Annotated in this window: 13 protein-coding genes; 3 read left to right on the top strand and 10 right to left on the bottom strand. The window is 64.4% G+C overall.

Going from position 1 to position 16,372, the window contains the following annotated elements:
- Positions 1 to 6 precede the first annotated feature (6 nt).
- The 10 genes from BW940_RS09005 to BW940_RS08960 all read right to left on the bottom strand — a co-directional run bounded on the left by BW940_RS09005 (position 7) and on the right by BW940_RS08960 (position 12,840).
- Positions 7 to 1,353: an ABC transporter substrate-binding protein gene (locus tag BW940_RS09005; protein ID WP_235847786.1), complete on the bottom strand. Its 1,347-nt coding sequence runs from the start codon at positions 1,351 to 1,353 to the stop codon at positions 7 to 9.
- A gap of 243 nt (positions 1,354 to 1,596) precedes the next feature.
- Complete coding sequence (locus tag BW940_RS09000; protein WP_076608868.1) at positions 1,597 to 2,064, bottom strand: MaoC family dehydratase; 468 nt, start codon at positions 2,062 to 2,064, stop codon at positions 1,597 to 1,599.
- A 38-nt stretch (positions 2,065 to 2,102) separates the two neighbouring features.
- Positions 2,103 to 3,896 (bottom strand): acyl-CoA carboxylase subunit beta, encoded by a 1,794-nt coding sequence (locus BW940_RS08995; RefSeq protein ID WP_076608867.1) that lies wholly within the window; start codon positions 3,894 to 3,896, stop codon positions 2,103 to 2,105.
- 2 nt (positions 3,897 to 3,898) lie between these two features.
- The gene (locus tag BW940_RS08990) at positions 3,899 to 5,686 is read right to left on the bottom strand and encodes an acetyl-CoA carboxylase biotin carboxylase subunit (protein ID WP_076608866.1); all 1,788 of its coding nucleotides are present in this window, start codon (positions 5,684 to 5,686) and stop codon (positions 3,899 to 3,901) included.
- A gap of 2 nt (positions 5,687 to 5,688) precedes the next feature.
- Positions 5,689 to 6,906, bottom strand: a complete 1,218-nt coding sequence (locus tag BW940_RS08985; RefSeq protein WP_076608945.1) for an acyl-CoA dehydrogenase family protein — start codon at positions 6,904 to 6,906, stop codon at positions 5,689 to 5,691.
- Between the two features lie 88 nt (positions 6,907 to 6,994).
- Positions 6,995 to 8,677, bottom strand: coding sequence for an acyl-CoA synthetase (locus BW940_RS08980; RefSeq protein WP_076608865.1), 1,683 nt, complete (start codon positions 8,675 to 8,677; stop codon positions 6,995 to 6,997).
- Between the two features lie 156 nt (positions 8,678 to 8,833).
- Positions 8,834 to 10,225 carry a UbiD family decarboxylase gene (locus tag BW940_RS08975; RefSeq protein WP_076608864.1) on the bottom strand — a complete coding sequence of 464 codons (1,392 nt, stop codon included), beginning with the start codon at positions 10,223 to 10,225 and terminating at the stop codon, positions 8,834 to 8,836.
- Positions 10,222 to 11,730, bottom strand: coding sequence for a UbiD family decarboxylase (locus BW940_RS08970; protein WP_076608863.1), 1,509 nt, complete (start codon positions 11,728 to 11,730; stop codon positions 10,222 to 10,224). Before BW940_RS08970 ends, BW940_RS08975 begins: the two co-directional genes overlap by 4 nt.
- Positions 11,731 to 12,213, bottom strand: a complete 483-nt coding sequence (locus tag BW940_RS08965; protein WP_076608944.1) for a ubiD operon protein — start codon at positions 12,211 to 12,213, stop codon at positions 11,731 to 11,733.
- A gap of 189 nt (positions 12,214 to 12,402) precedes the next feature.
- Positions 12,403 to 12,840 (bottom strand): hypothetical protein, encoded by a 438-nt coding sequence (locus BW940_RS08960; protein ID WP_076608862.1) that lies wholly within the window; start codon positions 12,838 to 12,840, stop codon positions 12,403 to 12,405.
- 146 nt (positions 12,841 to 12,986) lie between these two features.
- On the opposite strand from BW940_RS08960, the gene BW940_RS08955 reads away from it, so the two are divergent.
- From BW940_RS08955 to BW940_RS08945, 3 genes are all read left to right on the top strand, one after another.
- A complete protein-coding gene (locus BW940_RS08955; protein ID WP_076608861.1) occupies positions 12,987 to 14,165 on the top strand; it encodes an aspartate kinase in 1,179 nt (392 codons plus the stop codon).
- Between the two features lie 164 nt (positions 14,166 to 14,329).
- Positions 14,330 to 14,890, top strand: coding sequence for a hypothetical protein (locus BW940_RS08950; RefSeq protein WP_076608860.1), 561 nt, complete (start codon positions 14,330 to 14,332; stop codon positions 14,888 to 14,890).
- 128 nt (positions 14,891 to 15,018) lie between these two features.
- Positions 15,019 to 16,365, top strand: coding sequence for a tryptophanase (locus tag BW940_RS08945; protein ID WP_076608859.1), 1,347 nt, complete (start codon positions 15,019 to 15,021; stop codon positions 16,363 to 16,365).
- The last annotated feature ends 7 nt before the right edge of the window (positions 16,366 to 16,372 follow it).

Below are 16,372 nucleotides of genomic sequence, written 5' to 3'. Positions count from 1 at the left end.
CCTCCATTATACCGGCTCGATGTCGTCGACCCACTCCATCGTTGCAACACCAGTGGGCGGGTTCACTTCCGTCGCGGAGATGAACTCGAAGTCGGATGTCAGCATGTGATCGACGGGGAAGTCGTGATCGTCCGTCGGCCGTCCGAAAACGGCAGGGGCGGCCGCCTGTGGGCCCCGCATTGTGTGTTGGCCGTGTGGCATCTCGACCGAGATATCGTTCATCGCCGCCATGAGCTGTTCACCGGTCGGCCAGTCGCCGATGATCGAGACGGCACGTTCGACACCCTCCTGGAGCGTCTTCAGGCCGGCCCAGTCGTGATAGGCACCCCAGCCCGGAAGCTGGTCGTAGCGCTCGTAGTAGTCATCGACGAACTCTTGGTGGGCCTCGTCCCCCTCGTAGCGGTAGGTGGGCTGGTAGCCGGCCCGCCCACCAAGCCAGACATTTTCTGGCATATCTCCGCCGAGTTCACGAAGCAACGGCGCGCCGGTGTCGCCGACGAGCAGCGCTTCCCCGACCTGCTCGAACAAGCCGCCGTCGACACCCTGCGAGACGAACGTCGCGGTGTCGCCGCCCCACAGACTCGAGAACAGCAGATCCGGCTCCTCGCCGGCGATCGCGCTCACGTGGGCGCTGTAGTCCGTTTCACCCAGATCGGGGTAGCGCGACTCGACGACGTCGATATCCGGTCTCACGTTCTCGAGAGCCGTCGTGAACATCTCCTGGTGGTCGTGGCCCCAGGCGTAGTCGGGGTCGATCGTAACCACCGTCTCGACGTTGTCCATCTGTTCGACCATTCGGACGGCCCCGATCGCGCCGGCGGCGTTCGAGCCGGCCGTTCGGACGACGTAGTCCATCTCCGGGTTCTCTTCGAACAGCTGGTACGTTCCCGGCATCGTCACCAGAAACGGCATCTGTTGGTCGTTTGCCGCCGGTGCGACCCCGAGCGAGTGTGCACTCGAGATGATGCTAAAGAGCATGTCGACCTCGCCCTCTTGAGCGATCGCCTGGACTTCGCTGATGAGCGAGTCCAGGCCTGCGCCCTCGTCGAGTCTGTCGACGATCTCGATCTCGCGCTCGCCGAGCAGGCCACCCTCCGCGTTGATCTGGTCGACGAGCATATCGGTCGCGTTTTTCGCTTGCTCGCCGTAGAACGCGGCCGGCCCGGATTCGAACAGCAACTGCACGATCCGGAACGGTTCGTCCGGAATCCCCTCGATACTGTCTTGCCCGAGATCCTCGTTGAGGAGCGCACAGCCCGCGGTTGCTCCGGTTCCCGCCACTGCGGCTGCCCCCTTGAGATAGGTTCGTCGCGATAGTCGTGAGTCGTTCATGCGTTCGGTTTCCCCGTCCATGTGTTGTGATTCTCGTTCATTTTTCAGCCTGTGTCTCGTTGGTACCTCCCGATCGGGTGACCGCCACCCCTCGAGTCCGCTGTTCAACCGCCCCATCCTCGCTTCCGGCACGGTGGTGGTTTCGACGCTCGAGTCGCCGGCATCTCGTTTGCTGTGGCACGCGTCTCACCTTCTCCCGTCGTCACGGCGACGGAACGCCCGGTACTGTCCGCACATTGCCGCCCGACTGACGGTGTCAGTCGATTACGCATCGTCGTGGCTCCGTTTTAGCGAGAGAACGGTCCGGTCGAACTCACAGACCAGCGGCTCCTCCGGGTCGTTGACTTTGAACACCTCGACGTGCATGGTGACGATGCCTCGTTCGCCGTCGCTGGTCTCTCGTTTCTCCGTCACCGTCGACTGTGCGCGGATCGTGTCGCCATGAACGACCGGCTCCGGATGCTCGACGTTGTCGTAGGAGAGGTTGGCGACGATGGTGCCGTCGGTCGTCTCGGGGATTGAGAGCCCGACTGCGAGCGACATCGTGTAGAGGCCGTTGACCAGTCGCTCACCGAACCCCGTCCCGGACGCAAACGCCGCGTCAAGATGGAGCGGCTGCTGGTTCATCGTCATGTCACAGAACCGTTGATTGTCGCTCTCGCTGATCGTCCGTCGGCGCTCGTGGTCGATCGTCTCGCCGACGTCGAACTCCTCGTAGTACAGTCCAGTCATGAATGTGTGATTGCTGTGGTGGCTCGTTTAGCGGGTGTTCAGAGGATCGTCCCGTGTTTCTTGTCTGGCAGGTCCTTCTCGACGGTCTCGTAGAACGCAAAGCGGGCCTCGAGTTCCTCTCGAAGCGAACTCGGCGGCACGATCTCGTCGATGACGACCTCGCTGGCCATCCGGTGGACGTTGATATCCTCGCGGTACTCCTCGCGCAGCTCCTGTTCTTTCCGTGCGCGTTCGTCCGGGTCGTCGATCGCGGCCAGCTTGTTCGCGTAGACGGCGTTGATCGCCGCTTCAGGGCCCATGATGGCGATCTCGCCGCTCGGCAGGCCGATCACGCTTTCGGGATCGTAGGCCGGCCCCGACATGGCGTAGATCCCCGCGCCGTAGGCCTTGCGGACAACGACGGACTGTTTGGGCACCGTTGCCGAGGACGTCGCGTAGATCATCTTCTTGCCTTGCTCTAAGATGCCGTCTTTCTCGACCTGCGAGCCGGCCATGAAGCCGGGCGTGTCACACAGGTACAACAGCGGGATGTCATAGGCGTCGCAGGTCCAGATGAACTCCGCGGCCTTCTCGGCAGCGTCGGGGAAGATCGCACCAGCGCGGTGGTTTGGCTGGTTGGCGACGATCCCGATCGGTCGGCCGTCGATGCGGGCAAACGACGTGATGATCTCCGGGCCGTACTCCGGGCGGACCTCGAGTGTCGAGCCGGCGTCGACGACGCGCTCGATGACGTCGTTCATATCGTAGCCACGGTTTGGCTCCTGTGGGACGACGGAATCGATCCCCTCGGGTGCCCGTGCGGGAGCCGTCCCTTCCGTCCGCGGCGGTTTCTCGTCTGCGTTGTCCGGCAGGTAGCCGATGAGTTTCGCGACGAGTTCGCGGGCATGTTCCTCGTCTTCGGCGATCAGGTCCGCACTGCCCGAATGCCTGGCGTGGACGTCCGGACCGCCGAGGTCCTGGAGGTCGATCTCCTCGCCGGTGACCATCTTGACCATCCGCGGGGAGGCGATCGCCATCGCCGAGACGTCCCGAACCATGATCGTGAAGTCGGCGAACATCGGCGTGTAGGCGGCCCCGGCGATACAGGGGCCGTAGAGCACGCAGATCTGTGGGACACGGCCCGAGAGCATCGAGTGGTTGTAGTAGTACTTCCCGATCCCCTCGCGGTTCGCGAAGAAGCCGCTTTGCTGGTCGATCCGGCCGCCCGAGGAGTCCATCAGGTACAGCACTGGTCGGCCGGTTTTCAGTGCGCGCTGTTGCATCCGGAGGAACTTCTCGACGCCTTTCTCGGCCATCGACCCCGCTTTGACGGTGAAGTCGTTGGCCATGAAATGCAGATCTCGACCCTCGAACTCGGCAGCGCCGGTGATGAGCCCGTCCGCGGGCAGTCGATCGTCCGAATCGGGGTCGCTGTCCTGGCCGCTCGGATGCCACGCGTCGAAGTTGGCGAACTTGCCGTCTTCGAACGACAGGCCGTCTTCGCCAAACCAGAGGTCGAGCCGGTCGCGGACGAACAGCTTCCCCTGGTCGGAGAGTCGCTCGCGGTACTTCTCGGGGCCGCCCTCGAGGATGTCGTCGATCTCGGCTTGCAGCGTCTCCTCTCGAGCGGTCGGGCCAAGCGGCTCTGCGTTACCGCCGTCGACGGTTGCCGTTTCGCTGGTCGCCGGTTCGGTCGTCGCGTCGCCCGCGCTCACGTCTGGCGAGACACTCGCGAGGAGGTCGTCGCCCCCTTGGGCGTACAGTTCGACGTCCTCGCCGAAATGCGAGGCGAGTGCCTTCGCGATCGCCTTTGCTTCCTGCTCGGTTGCCGTCGTGTTGATTCTCAGTTCCATCGTTACTCCAAGACGACCAGTGGGTCGCCCATATCAACTGTGTCACCGTCCGCCACGGCAACGTCCGCAACGCTGCCGGCGGCCGGTGCCACCACGTCGTTTTCCATCTTCATCGCCTCGAGGACGCAGACGACCTCGCCCTGGGCGACCTGGTCGCCCGGGCTGACGTTCACGGAGAGCACAGTGCCCTGCATCTCGGCCGTAACCGCGTCGCTCGCGGTGACTTGCCCGCTACCAGTGCTGCCGGTGCTCGAGGCCGTCGATCCAGTCGCGGAGCCGCCCGCGTCGGCCCCGCCGTTCCCGCTGGCTGCCCGCGGAACGTCTCCAGTGACGGCGACATCGAACCGCTGGCCCTCGACCTCGACGACGAGATCGTTCGTCGAGCCGCTGCCGGTCGCACCGTCGTCGTCGACGGCCGTGCTCCAGCGTTCGACGGCGGCCGCGAGGTCGTCGTCGCTGACCGTCTCGTCGAGGTAGTTCGTCGTGTGTGCACCCGTGCGGAACGTCTCGTCGTCGAGCATCAGCCGGTGGAACGGGATCGTCGTCTCGACGCCGACGTCGAAGTGGGCGAGCGCTCGTCGGGAGCGCTCGAGACAGCGCACTCGCGTCGGCGCGCGGACGATCAGCTTCGCGATCATCGAGTCGTAGTCGCCGGCGATCACGTCGCCTTTCGTGATTGCGTCGTCGATCCGGACGCCGAGGCCGCCCGGCGGGTCGTAGGTCGAAAGCGTGCCGGGCGTCGGCGCGAACCCGTTCGCGGGGTTCTCGGCGTTGATCCGGAACTCCATCGCGTGGCCCTCGATCTCGATGTCGTCTTGCGTGTAGGGAAGTTCCTCGCCGGCCGCGATACGGAGCTGTTCGCGGACGATGTCGATCCCCGTCACCTCCTCGCTGACGGTGTGTTCGACCTGAATCCGGGTGTTGACCTCCATAAAGTAGAACTCCCCATCTTCAACGAGGAACTCCACTGTGCCTGCGTTCGTGTAGTCGGCCTCGCGGACGCCCCGCCGGGCCGCGTTGCCGATCGCCTCACGAAGTCTCGAGTCGAGCGCCGGACTCGGCGCTTCTTCGATGACCTTCTGGTGGCGACGCTGGAGCGAACAGTCTCGTTCACCGAGATGCAACACTGTGCCGTGTTCGTCTGCGAGAATCTGTACCTCGACGTGTTTTGGAGCCTCGAGGAACTTCTCGACGTACACCGAGTCGTTGTCGAAGTAGGCTTCGCCTTCGCGTTTGGCGCTCTCGAAGGCGTCCTCGACCTCGTCGTCGCCGCGGACGATCTTCATGCCGCGGCCGCCACCGCCGCCTTCGGCTTTGATGGCGATCGGGTAGCCAAACTCCGCGCCCAGCTCGCGCACCTCGGCGGCCGACTCGACGGGTTCGGTCGTCCCAGGCACGACCGGGACGTCGGCGGCTTGCATGATCCGGCGAGCGTTGGTCTTCTCGCCTAAGGCCGTCATGGCGTCGCTCGAGGGACCGACCCAGCTGATTCCCTCGGCCTCCTCGACTTGGCTTGCGAACGCTGCGTTCTCCGCAAGAAAGCCGTAGCCGGGGTGGATCGCGTCGGCTCCCGCCCGGTTGGCGACCTCGATAATCGTCTCGCCGTCGAGATACGACTCGCTTGCCGGCGCGGGGCCGACGTTGTACGCTTCGTCGGCGTAGTCGACGTGGCCGGCGTCGCGGTCGGCGTCGCTGTAGACGGCGACCGTCTCAATGCCGAGTTCCTCACAGGCGCTCATGACGCGAACGGCGATTTCGCCGCGGTTCGCGACCAGTAGTTTTTCGAACATGCTCAGTAGGATTTGGGGAAGCCGAGCTGTTGGCCGATGTGGTTGTACGCCATCTGCTGGGAGACGGGTGCGAGTCGCGTGAGGTTAATCTCGCGCCACCAGCGTTCGACGTCGTACTCCGTGGCGTATCCCCAGCCGCCAAAGGCCTGCATCGAGTGTTTGACTGCCTCGATGCCGGCGTCCACGGCCGTCGCCTTCGCGACGTTGGTCTCGTAGCCACAGTCTTCGCCCTGATCATAGAGCCAGGCGGCCTTCTCGCGCATGAGCGCGGCTGTCTCCATTTTGGCGTAGGCTTCCGTGATCGGGAACGAGACGGCCTGATGGGTGCCGATCGGTGCGCCGAAAATCTCGCGGTCGTTGGCGTACTGGATCGCTGCGTTCGAGGCGAGTTTGCCGATTCCGGTGCCGGCGGCCGCAAAGCCGATTCGCTCTGGGTTGAGCATGTCGACCAGCACCCACCAGCCGTCGTCTTCCTCGCCGAGCAGGTTCTCCTCGGGCACGCGGACGTCCTCGAAGAAGACCTCACACGACTTCGAGTAGTTCATCGCGTGTTTGGAGATCGGCGAGACGTCGATGTTCGGATCGTCCATATCGACGACGAACAAGCTGATCCCGTCGGTGCCGCGGTCGACCTCCTCGCGGGGTGTCGTCCGCGTGACGAGGATCATGTTGTCGGCCCGATCTGCGAACGTGATCCACGCCTTCTTGCCGTTGAGGACGTACTCGTCGCCATCCGCGGAAGCGGTGGCTTCCGCGGGATCAGCCGAGCTTTGCTCGGCGGAGTCTTTCTCGGCTCGAGTGGCGACGTTGAGCGTGTTTGTCCCCGCCTCGGGTTCGGTGATCCCGATCGAGAAGTTACGCGCGCCGGTTGCGATGTCGGGCAGGTAGAGTTCTTTCTGCTCCTCGGTGCCGTTCTCGCGGATGCCGACGGCGGCCATCCCGGCGGTCAACACGAGATACCACGTGCCGGCCATGCCACAACCCTCGGCACAGAGCGTTTCCATGGCCAGCCCCATCTCTTGCATTCCCATGCCAGCGCCGTCGTACTCCTCGGGGACGAGGAGGCCGTGGAAGCCGGCGTCGCCGAGTTCGTTCCAAAATTCCGTGGAGAACTCGCCGTTTTCTTCCTTCTCGCGCCAGTGTTCCGGTCCATACTGCTCGGCGATCTCCGCCGCTGTCTGGCGGATCATCGACCGTTCGTGTGTGTCTTCAAAGTTCATCGGTGGATTCGTATCGTCTCGCGTCCGGGACATCCCGGGTGCTGCTATCGCGTCGTTCGATCGCTGTACTCGAGGCGCTCGGACCTTCTCAGGCCGCTTCGGCTTCCTCCTCGACCTCGTCTTGGAGCTCCGTCCGGCGGATCTTCCCGGTGACCGTCTTGGGCAGTTCCTCGCGGAACTCGATCTCGCGGGGGTACTCGTGTGCGGAGAGTTCGTCTCGCACGTGGGCTTTGACCTCCTCTTTGAGCTCCTCGGAGGTCGTCGTCCCCTCGCTCGGCACGATATAGGCTTTCACGATGTTGCCCCGTTCGCGGTGGGGTTTGGGCACGACGGCGGCCTCGGCGACAGCCTCGTGCTCGCCGAGTGAGCTTTCGACCTCGAATGGACCGATTCGGTAGCCCGACGAGAGGATGACGTCGTCAGCCCGGCCCTCGAACCAGAGGTAGCCGTCCTCGTCTTTGTGTGCGAGATCGCCCGAGAGATACCACTCGCCATCGGGGCCGTCGACGAAACAGTCGGCGGTCTTTTCGGGTTTCTGCCAGTACTCGGCGAAGAAGCAGGGGTAGTCCCCACGCTGGGCGATCTCGCCCGTCTCGCCGGGCTCGAGCACTTCGCCCGTCTCCGGATCGACGATATCGGCCTCGATCCCGGGCAGCGGCTTGCCCATCGACCCCGGCCGAACCTCCATCGTCGGGTAGTTGTTGATGATCATGTTGCCCGTCTCGGTCTGGCCGTAGGTGTCGTGGATGGTCACGCCGAGGGTCTCTTCACCCCACTCGACGACGCCCGCCGAGAGCGGTTCGCCGATCGACAAGGCGTGGCGCAGGTCGAGCGAGACGTCCTCAAGGACCTCCTCGTGTTCGCGCAGCATCCGGTAGGCCGTGGGAACCGAGAACAGGACCGTGATGGGGAACTCATCGAGCAGGTCGGCCCACGTTTCGGGATCGAACTCGCCCTCGTAGGTGAACAGGGCGGTGCCCCAGAACCAGGCCCCGAGCGTGTTGATCGGGCCGGTCAGCCACCCCAGGTCGCCCGTCGACCAGTAGCAGTCGCCCTCCTGGAGGTCGACAGCGTACTTCTGGGTGGCGGCGACGCCGGTGACCCACCGGTGTTTGTGGCGGACGCCTTTCGCCAGCCCGGTCGTCCCGCTGGTGTAGTAGAGCAGGGCGTCGTCCTCGCCGCCCGTCTGGGCTGGCTCGTACTCGCGACTCGCCGTTTCCATCTCGCTGTGGTAGCTGGCGTCCCCGCGTCGAAGGCCCGTCCCGTCGTCGCTGACGACGATGACGTGTTCGACCGACGGGGCGTCCTCGAGCGCGTCTGCAACGGTGTCCCGGTTGTCGGCCGTGGTGACGATCGCCTTCGCGTCACAGTCGTCCAACCGATAGGAGATGCCGTCGGGGCCGAACCGTTCGTTGATGCCGCCGAAGACAGCCCCGCGTTTGAGCGTCCCGATCAGCGCAACGTAGTGTTCGGGGATCCGTGGCATGTAGGAAAAGACCCGGTCGCCCTGCTCGATGCCGAGGTCCTCGAGGACGTTCGCGAACTGACTCGTCTGGTTGGCCAACTCCCAGAACGTCATCGTCGTCAGCTCGCCGTCCTCGCTCACCTGATACAGCGCGACCTTTTCTTTGTTCTCGGCGTGGCGATCACAGACTTCGTGGGCGATGTTCAGGCTGTCCGGTGCGTTCCAGTCGGCTGCGTCGTAGAGTTCGTCCCAGCTAAACTCCTCGCGAACCTGCTCGTACTCCGGAAGATTGTGGCTCGATGGCATACACCGCTTCTGGCCCCACTCTCAGTAATAACTGCATCGGATATTTTCAACATCAGTGAGCGAAATAGAAATGAACGCTTCCGTCTATTGCGGTCCGAAACCCGCCGCCTGCTTGCGTAAACAGTTTCGAAAACACCTTTCGAGTCGATCCACTCGCTACAGCACGTCGTCGAGGTCGCCGTCGAACCCGAACTCGGCCCACGAGCCCTGAATGGCTGCCCGAAGTGTGGGCGGGTACGACTCGGTAATCGAGACTCGCGGCGCAATATACGCCTCGTCCCACCGGGGATCCCACGTCGCGTCGACGTAGAGGCGAGACCCGGTGTCGTCCCGGCTGTACGTCGGCAGCCGGGCGACCGGGGCGTCGGGTTCGCTAAACAGCCAGTCTCGAGCCGGGTGGGCTTTCACCCAGATGTCGCCGAGCACTCGCCCCAGGTTCTGGGGGCTGACGTCCTCGTCGACGAGGACGACCGTATCGAAACAGTCTGAAAAGGAAAACAGGAAGTTCGACAGCTGCCACTCGAAGCCGGCGTACAGGACTTCTGTCGAGACGACACAAATCCCGAGTCGGCCCACCGCCGGGAGCAAGAGCCACTCGACGGGCGAGACGCCCCAGTAGCTGTTGACCCGATCGTAGAGCTGTGCTGCCAGCGTGAGTCCAGCGAGTTGCAGGTCGTCAGCCAGCGGGACGCCAAGTGGCGTAAACGGAACGACGGCATCGTCACGGGCGAACGCGCTGTCCACCTCGAGTGTCAGCGTCGTTCCCTCGATGAGGTGCTCCCAGAACGCCCGCTTTTCCGAGCGAGTATCGGGCTGTTTATCGGCCATGTTGGCCTCGAGGACGACCTCCGCGGAACTCGGGACGACCCCGCCGGCGGTCGGGATCACTGGCACTGTCGAGCCGACGCGTCGGTCCTCGATCGGCGTCGAGAGCCGGTCAGTGACGGTCAAGAGATGCGTCGCTGCGAGCGCTTCGGACGGAACGCCGAGCGCGATAGTCACGGTCTCACCGCGCGCGAACCGCTCGGTTATCGTGTTGGGCACGCGAGCGCGAACCGTGTTCTTGTCGATAACTGTCCCATGAATCGGCGTCCAGTACGTGCCCTCGTCGGTCCCGACCGAGAGGAGTCCGAGCGTGACGTGGGGCCAGGTCTCACCTGGCGGCGTCGGAAAGCCGAGTTCCCGCACCGTTCGACCGGTGGCGGTCGCCGCGCGTTCGACGTACGTGACGTCGCGTTCGTCGACCCGCTCGCCGAGTTCGGCAATCGTTTCGAGGACATCGACGTACTCGGGGTCTCGGTCGACGCCAAGGCCGATTCCGAGGCGAGTCCAGGGGTATCGCTCCTGGCGACTCAGTTGGTCGGTCCCGCCGTAGACCCCGCTGACGAGGTTGACGCGGTCGTCGGCCGCTGTCAACCGCACTGCTGGTCCAGCAGCCCGGAGTGCCTCGCTGGCGAGTACCTGTGGCGACGGCGAATCAGGGCGCTCGAGCGAACAGCAGTCGTCGGTCTTTCGCAGGAACTCGAGGTGGGTTCGAAACGCCGTCATTGGTCTGGCTCGATCGTGTGAGGAGGTTCGAACGCCGATTCTGGAACGCCCGCTTGTGCGAGCAGGTCGCGGGCCTGCTCGCGGGAAGCTCGGTCGCCGATCGACTGGGGCAGTCGGTCGCCGTCGGCACGGGCATCGATGTACGCCTTCGCCGTCTTGGTCTTCGACGTTCCGACGCTTGCACTCCCCTTTTCGTCGGGCGTCTGGTAGATGTTGAGCGGCACTTTCGGCATGCGCTCGACACCGAACTGATGAAAGTCCGTAGCGGGATCGGCGTGGAGAGCGATCGCCTCGATCACTGCACGGGGCGAAAGCGGGTTGACGTCGCTGTCGACGAAGACGAAGAAATCGATGTGCAGCATGCCCCAGGTCGTAAAAATGAAGTTTGCGAGTTCGTGTAGCGAGCCGGGGTACGGCCGCTCGGTCGCGATGACCCAGACCGTCCGGGAAGTAAACGGCCACGGAACGGCCAACTCGACGTCGAAGCCGGCAACCCGCAACCCCAGCGTGGCGTCCGGCCCACCTGCCGCGAGGGCGAACGTACTCGTGGAGTTCTCCCCGTAGCCGACACCGCTGCCTTCGACACAGAAGGGGATGTACGGCTGTTTGCGGTGGGTAATGGCGTCGACCTCGAGTACGGGCATCGAGCGCCGGGGACCGTTCATATAGCCGAAGTAGTCGCCGAAGGGGCCCTCGTCGAGACGTTCCTCCGGCATCACACGCCCCTCGATGACGATTTCGGCCGATGCGGGGACGGCGAGATCGTTCGTCTCGCAGTCGACGAGTTCGACCGGCGACTGCTGGAGCCCACCAGCGAACGAGACCTCGCTTCGCCCCACGGGGATCCACACCTCGGCGGTGGACTCGATGGCCGGTCCGGCACCGATCGTCAGCGCGACGGGCATCGGCTCATCGTTGCGTTCGTACTCGAAGTAGTAGCGGTTCGGCACCTGCTCGCCTGCCAAAAAGAGCAGACTCGCCTGTGAGTCGTCGTGGATCATTGCCCGGTGGCGCGACCAGCTTCCCCACTCGCTGTCGGGGTCGGGCGCGACGACCGTCGCGAGTGTCGCGTATCGGCCGCCGTCGCCCTGATGAATGTACGGCCAGGGAAACTCGAGCAAGCTCGCATCCGCTCCCGTCCGGACGACTTCCTTGCAGGGGGCCTCGACATCGGAGACGACCTGCGGTTCGACCGGCTCGGAGAGTCGATCGATCATCCCCTCGTAGTAGGCTGGGCCGGAGTCGACCGGGAGGTCGAACGCCCGACCGAACCACTCCCAGGGTCGGTGCTGGGGGCCGCGGTAGGGATCGCCGACGAGCCGCGCAGCAGTCTCACGACACCGAGATTGGACCGACTCGAAGACCGGAATCTTGTCGTCCGTCTCGTTTGCCAGCATCGTGATCGCACTCGCCTCGAGATCCCAGGACACCTCGTCAGTGATCCGCGTGATCGCGTCCGCCTCCGCGAGGACGTCGAGAAACGCCCGAAACGACTCAGCAGCCATTCAGTGGCCCTCGAGTGCCTCCTGAAGTGGGTCAGTCTCGTGTTCGCGTTTGACTTCGCCGTAGGTCTCGAGCACCGACGGATGCTCGTCGGCGAGGCCGGAATACAGCAGCTCTCGGGCCGCATCTGCTGTCGAGTCGTACTCCCCGGCGTCGACGAGACACCGAAGCAGGACGTTCAGATCGCTCGATCTCGTGTTGATGACGTTCGATCGCTCCTGTTGGTCCTCGAGCAGTTCCTCGAGCCGGTCCTCGATGTCTCTCGTTTCGTTGACGAACTCGATATACCACTGTTCGGTCGTGGTTTCGTGGGGGCCTTTGACGACCGAGAGCGGCTCCGGCTGCTCGAGCTGTGTCGAATCTTTCGATACGCGCGCTCGCGCGTGGAATATCTGTTTCGTCTCGGCGTCCCGCACCTGAAGCACCGTTTCCGTTCCATCAGCGTTCGGGAGGTGTTTTTCGGCAGTGATGTACGTATTTGACATACCCTCGAGTACGGAAATCGTTCGTAGTTGACTGTGTGTCCACGACTCGTACGTGCCGGTGTACCAACACTCGATGCGTGGACTATAATGTTTTTGCACGACGGCGACCATCGGTCGGTCTGTCGTCCCTCGTTCCCGGCGCGATCGCTGGAGCTCGCAGTCGCGCCGGCACGACGACAGGCGTCCGTATCAGGGCTCGAGTCGAAACCGGACCGTCGGCGAGCCCTCGAACCGTGGGCCACGGCCATGCCGCTCGAAGCCGAGCGATTCGGCGGCGTCCTCGATGGACTCCGTCTCCGGAGAGACCAACACCTCGACGGCCATCGATTCGCGTTCGGCAAACCGGACCGGCTCGGCGAGCAGCCGTTCACACGCCTCCTCGGTCCCGTCGAGTTGGGTCACGTGAACGGTATTCGCTCTGGCGTCGAAGCTGATGAACCCCAGCAGATCCTCGGGATCTGAGCCGTTGTACTGTGAGCCGGCGACGTCCGCGTTCGGATCGTGCGTGCCGTCCTCGGCGACGCGCACCGTCCGATCGTGGACCAGATTCCGCATCACGTCGGTCGGGGAGTCGGCGATCGACGCGAGCGCGTCTGCGTCTGCTTCGAGAGCGTCCCGTACGTTCATTGTCGTGTGGTAATGCTATGCACGAACATAAATCCCGCCCGCGGAGTGGGTATCGACGCGATGGGACACAGTTATCTGCTCGCTCTGGTAACGGTGTGGCATATGAGCGAAGTTATCGTCATGCGAGCGACAGACGAGGTGTCAGTATGCGCGTTGTAGCCAAGTTCGGCGGGACGAGTCTCGGCAGCGGGGACCGAATCAACCGCGCCGCGGATTCGATCGCTGCCGCCGTCGAGGGCGGCCACGAGATCGCCGTCGTCGCCAGCGCGATGGGGTCGACCACGGACGATCTTCTCGACGAGATCACCTTCGAGACCGGCGACGCTGACCGCGCCCAGATCGTCAGTATGGGTGAGCGAACGTCCGTCCGGATGCTCAAAGCCGCCCTGTCGGCTCGTGGTATCGACTCGATCTTCCTCGAACCCGGCAAAGACCAGTGGCCCGTCGTCACCGACGAGTTCGGCGAGGTCGACGTCGAGGAGACCCAGAAACGCGCCCTCGAGGTTGCAGACGACCTCGAGAACACGGTGCCGGTACTCACCGGCTTCCTCGCGGAAGGGCCGGACGGCTCGATTACGACGCTGGGCCGTGGTGGCTCCGACACCACGGCGGTCATGATGGGCAAGTACATGGACGCCGACGAGGTCGTCATCGTCACTGACGTTGAAGGCGTCATGACCGGCGACCCGAACGTCGTCGAAGGCGCTCGCAACGTCGGCGAGATCTCCGTCGACGAGCTGCGGAACCTCTCCTTCCGTGGGGCCGAAGTCGTTGCGCCCTCCGCGCTGTCGTATAAGGAGGGTGACCTCGACGTCCGCGTCGTCCACTACCAGCACGGCGACCTGCTGTCGGGCGGGACGAGCATCGAAGGCGAGTTCAAGAACCTCGTCGACCTGCGTGAGAAGCCCCTTGCCTGCATGACGGTTGCCGGTCGCGCGATCCGCAACCAGCCCGGCGTCTTCCATCACCTCTCGGAGTCGCTCTCGGAAAACGAAATCAACATCGACGCCGTCGCCAGCGGGATGGACACGGTCACGTTCTACATCGACGAGGATGAGGCCGAACGCGCCGAGAACATCCTCCACCGCGAGGTTATCGCCCGTGACGAACTCTCGAGTGTCACCGTCGACTCACCGATCGCCGTCATCCGCGTCACCGGCGGCGAACTCCCCAACCAGCCCGGGATCATCAGCGAGATCGTCAACCCGATCGCCGACGCCCGAATCCACCTTCAGGATATCATCACGAGCGCGACCAGCGTCGCGCTGTTCGTCGAGTGGGACGACCGCGAGGAGACCCTCGAGCTGACTCAGGACCTCTTCTAACCACCGCCCGTCGGTGGTCTCGGCTTCGGCCACCTCTCGAGCGTGCCGACCCGTCCGACAGCGCGCCGTCTGCGGATCGAAAGCGTCGCGTAGAAACTGGTATCCATTCGTGAACGTTCGGTAGCGGGGTCGTAACGAAGGGCGGGAGCGATGCACTCGAGGCCATGAGCACGGAGCCCACGGAACCATTCCCCGAGATCGACCCCGACCCTGACGCGGTTCTGGCCGCGTTCGACGTCGATTCGCCCCACGACCTCGCCGCAGCCGGCGGTGCCCACGAGCCGACCCGCGACGACCGCGTCGATGCCGACGACACGACGGCGGCCGACCTGTTCGCCGACCTGCAGGACGTTGATCCGGAGCCACAGCCAGTTGCAGCGGCCGACGGTGGCGACCCGAGTCCGGGCGATGACACCGAGGTGAATCCGACCGACGACACCGACGAATCGACTACACAGGCTGCTGCGGACCTCGAGTTCGAGTTCGTCGGCGATTCGGCTGTGACGGTTCGAGACGATGGCGACGTGATCGACGAGACGGCGGCCGACCTCCGGGCGCTCACGACCACGGCCACGGCCGCGGCGACCGACGCTGACCCGGACCGGTCGGCACAGACCGATCCCGATACCGACGCCACCGCCGACCTGAACCTCGTCGGACCCGAGCCGACGCCGACGCGGGTCGCCAACGAGCGATTCAACAGCGCCGACGTCGATGGCCGGTAGGTCTGCCGACCGCTCCGATACCGCTTTCGCCCATCGATGCCCCGATCCGTCCGAGAGCGGACGCCTCGAGACACCAGCGGACACGACCTTCCAGCTAGACTGAACACGCTCGGCGACCTCGAGCACGTATGGTCGCCTACAAATCGAAGGTCGTCGAACAGATCAACCTCCCCTCCAGAGAGCGACGCGAACAGGCGCTCGAGGACGCTGGCTACAACGTCTTCAATCTCGCCGCCGAGGCGGTCTTTATCGATCTCTTGACCGACAGCGGGACTGGGGCGATGAGCGACGCGCAGTGGGCAGCACTCGTCCGCGGCGACGAGTCGTACGCCGGCTCGCGGAGCTTCGACGACCTCGAGGCAGCCGTCGAGGAGGTAATGGGGGTTTCCAACGTCGTGCCGACCCATCAGGGCCGTGGGGCCGAAAACGTCCTTTACGGCGCAGTGGTGTCGGACGGCGACGTCGTGCTCAACAACACCCACTTCGATACGACCCGCGCCCACGTCGCCAACCAGGGTGCTGAGCCGGTCGACTGTCCGGTCGCGTCAGCCCACGACCCGACAGCCGACGAGCCGTTCAAGGGAAATTTCTCGCTCGAGGCTGCCCGGGCGGTCGTCGACGACGTCGGCGCTGAGCGCGTCCCGCTCGTGGTCCAGACGATTACGAACAACTCGGCGGCGGGCCAGCCAGTCAGCGTCGAGAACACACGCGACCTCGCAGCGTTCGCGGACGAAATCGACGCGACGTTCGTCATCGACGCCTGTCGGTTCGCCGAAAACGCCGCGTTCGTCGCCCGGCGCGAAGCTGAGTTTGCCGATGCCGAGGTCGCCGACATTGCCCTCGAGCAACTCGGCTACGCCGACGCGCTCGTGATGAGCGGTAAAAAAGACGGGCTGGTCAACGCCGGTGGGTTCGTCGCGACCGACGACGAGGCGCTCTTCGAGCGCTGCAAGCAGCGTGCGATCCTCTACGAAGGGTTCCCCACCTACGGCGGGATGGCCGGCCGTGACGTCGCCGCGATGGCTGTCGGGCTCAGGGAGGCCGTCGAAGAGGCCTACCTCACGGATCGCCTCGAGCAGGTCCGTCGTCTCGCTACGATGCTCGAGGACGCCGGCGTGCCGATCTACACTCCGGCCGGCGGTCACGCCGTCTACCTCGACGCGGGGACGACCTTCTCTCATCTCCCGCCCGAGGCGTTTCCGGGGCAGGCGATGGTCTGTGCACTCTACCGGGAGGGCGGTGTTCGTGGGGTCGAACTCGGGAGCTTCGCGTTCCCCGATACCGACCGACCGGAGCTGGTTCGGCTTGCAATTCCGCGTCGCACCTACCACACGGAGCATCTCGAGCACGTCGTCGAGACCGCTGCGGCCGTCCTCGAGGAGTCCGAATCGATCCCCGGTCTCGAGATCGTCTCCGACTCCGCTGTTCCCGAGTTACGTCACTTTACAGCCGAACTCGAGCCGCTGTCGTCCTGAGCGGCGC

The sequence above is a fragment of the Natronorubrum thiooxidans genome, assembly GCF_900156475.1.
GTDB classification, from domain to species: Archaea; Halobacteriota; Halobacteria; order Halobacteriales; family Natrialbaceae; genus Natronorubrum; species Natronorubrum thiooxidans.
This window is presented reverse-complemented; position numbering and strand designations above follow the sequence as displayed.

Excerpts from the sequence above, each read along its gene's own strand:
- BW940_RS09005 (WP_235847786.1), bottom strand. The coding sequence starts at position 1,353 with ATGGACGGGGAAACCGAACGCATGAACGACTCACGACTATCGCGACGA.
- BW940_RS09000 (WP_076608868.1), bottom strand. The coding sequence starts at position 2,064 with ATGACTGGACTGTACTACGAGGAGTTCGACGTCGGCGAGACGATCGAC.
- BW940_RS08995 (WP_076608867.1), bottom strand. The coding sequence starts at position 3,896 with ATGGAACTGAGAATCAACACGACGGCAACCGAGCAGGAAGCAAAGGCG.
- BW940_RS08990 (WP_076608866.1), bottom strand. The coding sequence starts at position 5,686 with ATGTTCGAAAAACTACTGGTCGCGAACCGCGGCGAAATCGCCGTTCGC.
- BW940_RS08985 (WP_076608945.1), bottom strand. The coding sequence starts at position 6,906 with ATGAACTTTGAAGACACACACGAACGGTCGATGATCCGCCAGACAGCG.
- BW940_RS08980 (WP_076608865.1), bottom strand. The coding sequence starts at position 8,677 with ATGCCATCGAGCCACAATCTTCCGGAGTACGAGCAGGTTCGCGAGGAG.
- BW940_RS08975 (WP_076608864.1), bottom strand. The coding sequence starts at position 10,225 with ATGACGGCGTTTCGAACCCACCTCGAGTTCCTGCGAAAGACCGACGAC.
- BW940_RS08970 (WP_076608863.1), bottom strand. The coding sequence starts at position 11,730 with ATGGCTGCTGAGTCGTTTCGGGCGTTTCTCGACGTCCTCGCGGAGGCG.
- BW940_RS08965 (WP_076608944.1), bottom strand. The coding sequence starts at position 12,213 with ATGTCAAATACGTACATCACTGCCGAAAAACACCTCCCGAACGCTGAT.
- BW940_RS08960 (WP_076608862.1), bottom strand. The coding sequence starts at position 12,840 with ATGAACGTACGGGACGCTCTCGAAGCAGACGCAGACGCGCTCGCGTCG.
- BW940_RS08955 (WP_076608861.1), top strand. The coding sequence starts at position 12,987 with ATGCGCGTTGTAGCCAAGTTCGGCGGGACGAGTCTCGGCAGCGGGGAC.
- BW940_RS08950 (WP_076608860.1), top strand. The coding sequence starts at position 14,330 with ATGAGCACGGAGCCCACGGAACCATTCCCCGAGATCGACCCCGACCCT.
- BW940_RS08945 (WP_076608859.1), top strand. The coding sequence starts at position 15,019 with ATGGTCGCCTACAAATCGAAGGTCGTCGAACAGATCAACCTCCCCTCC.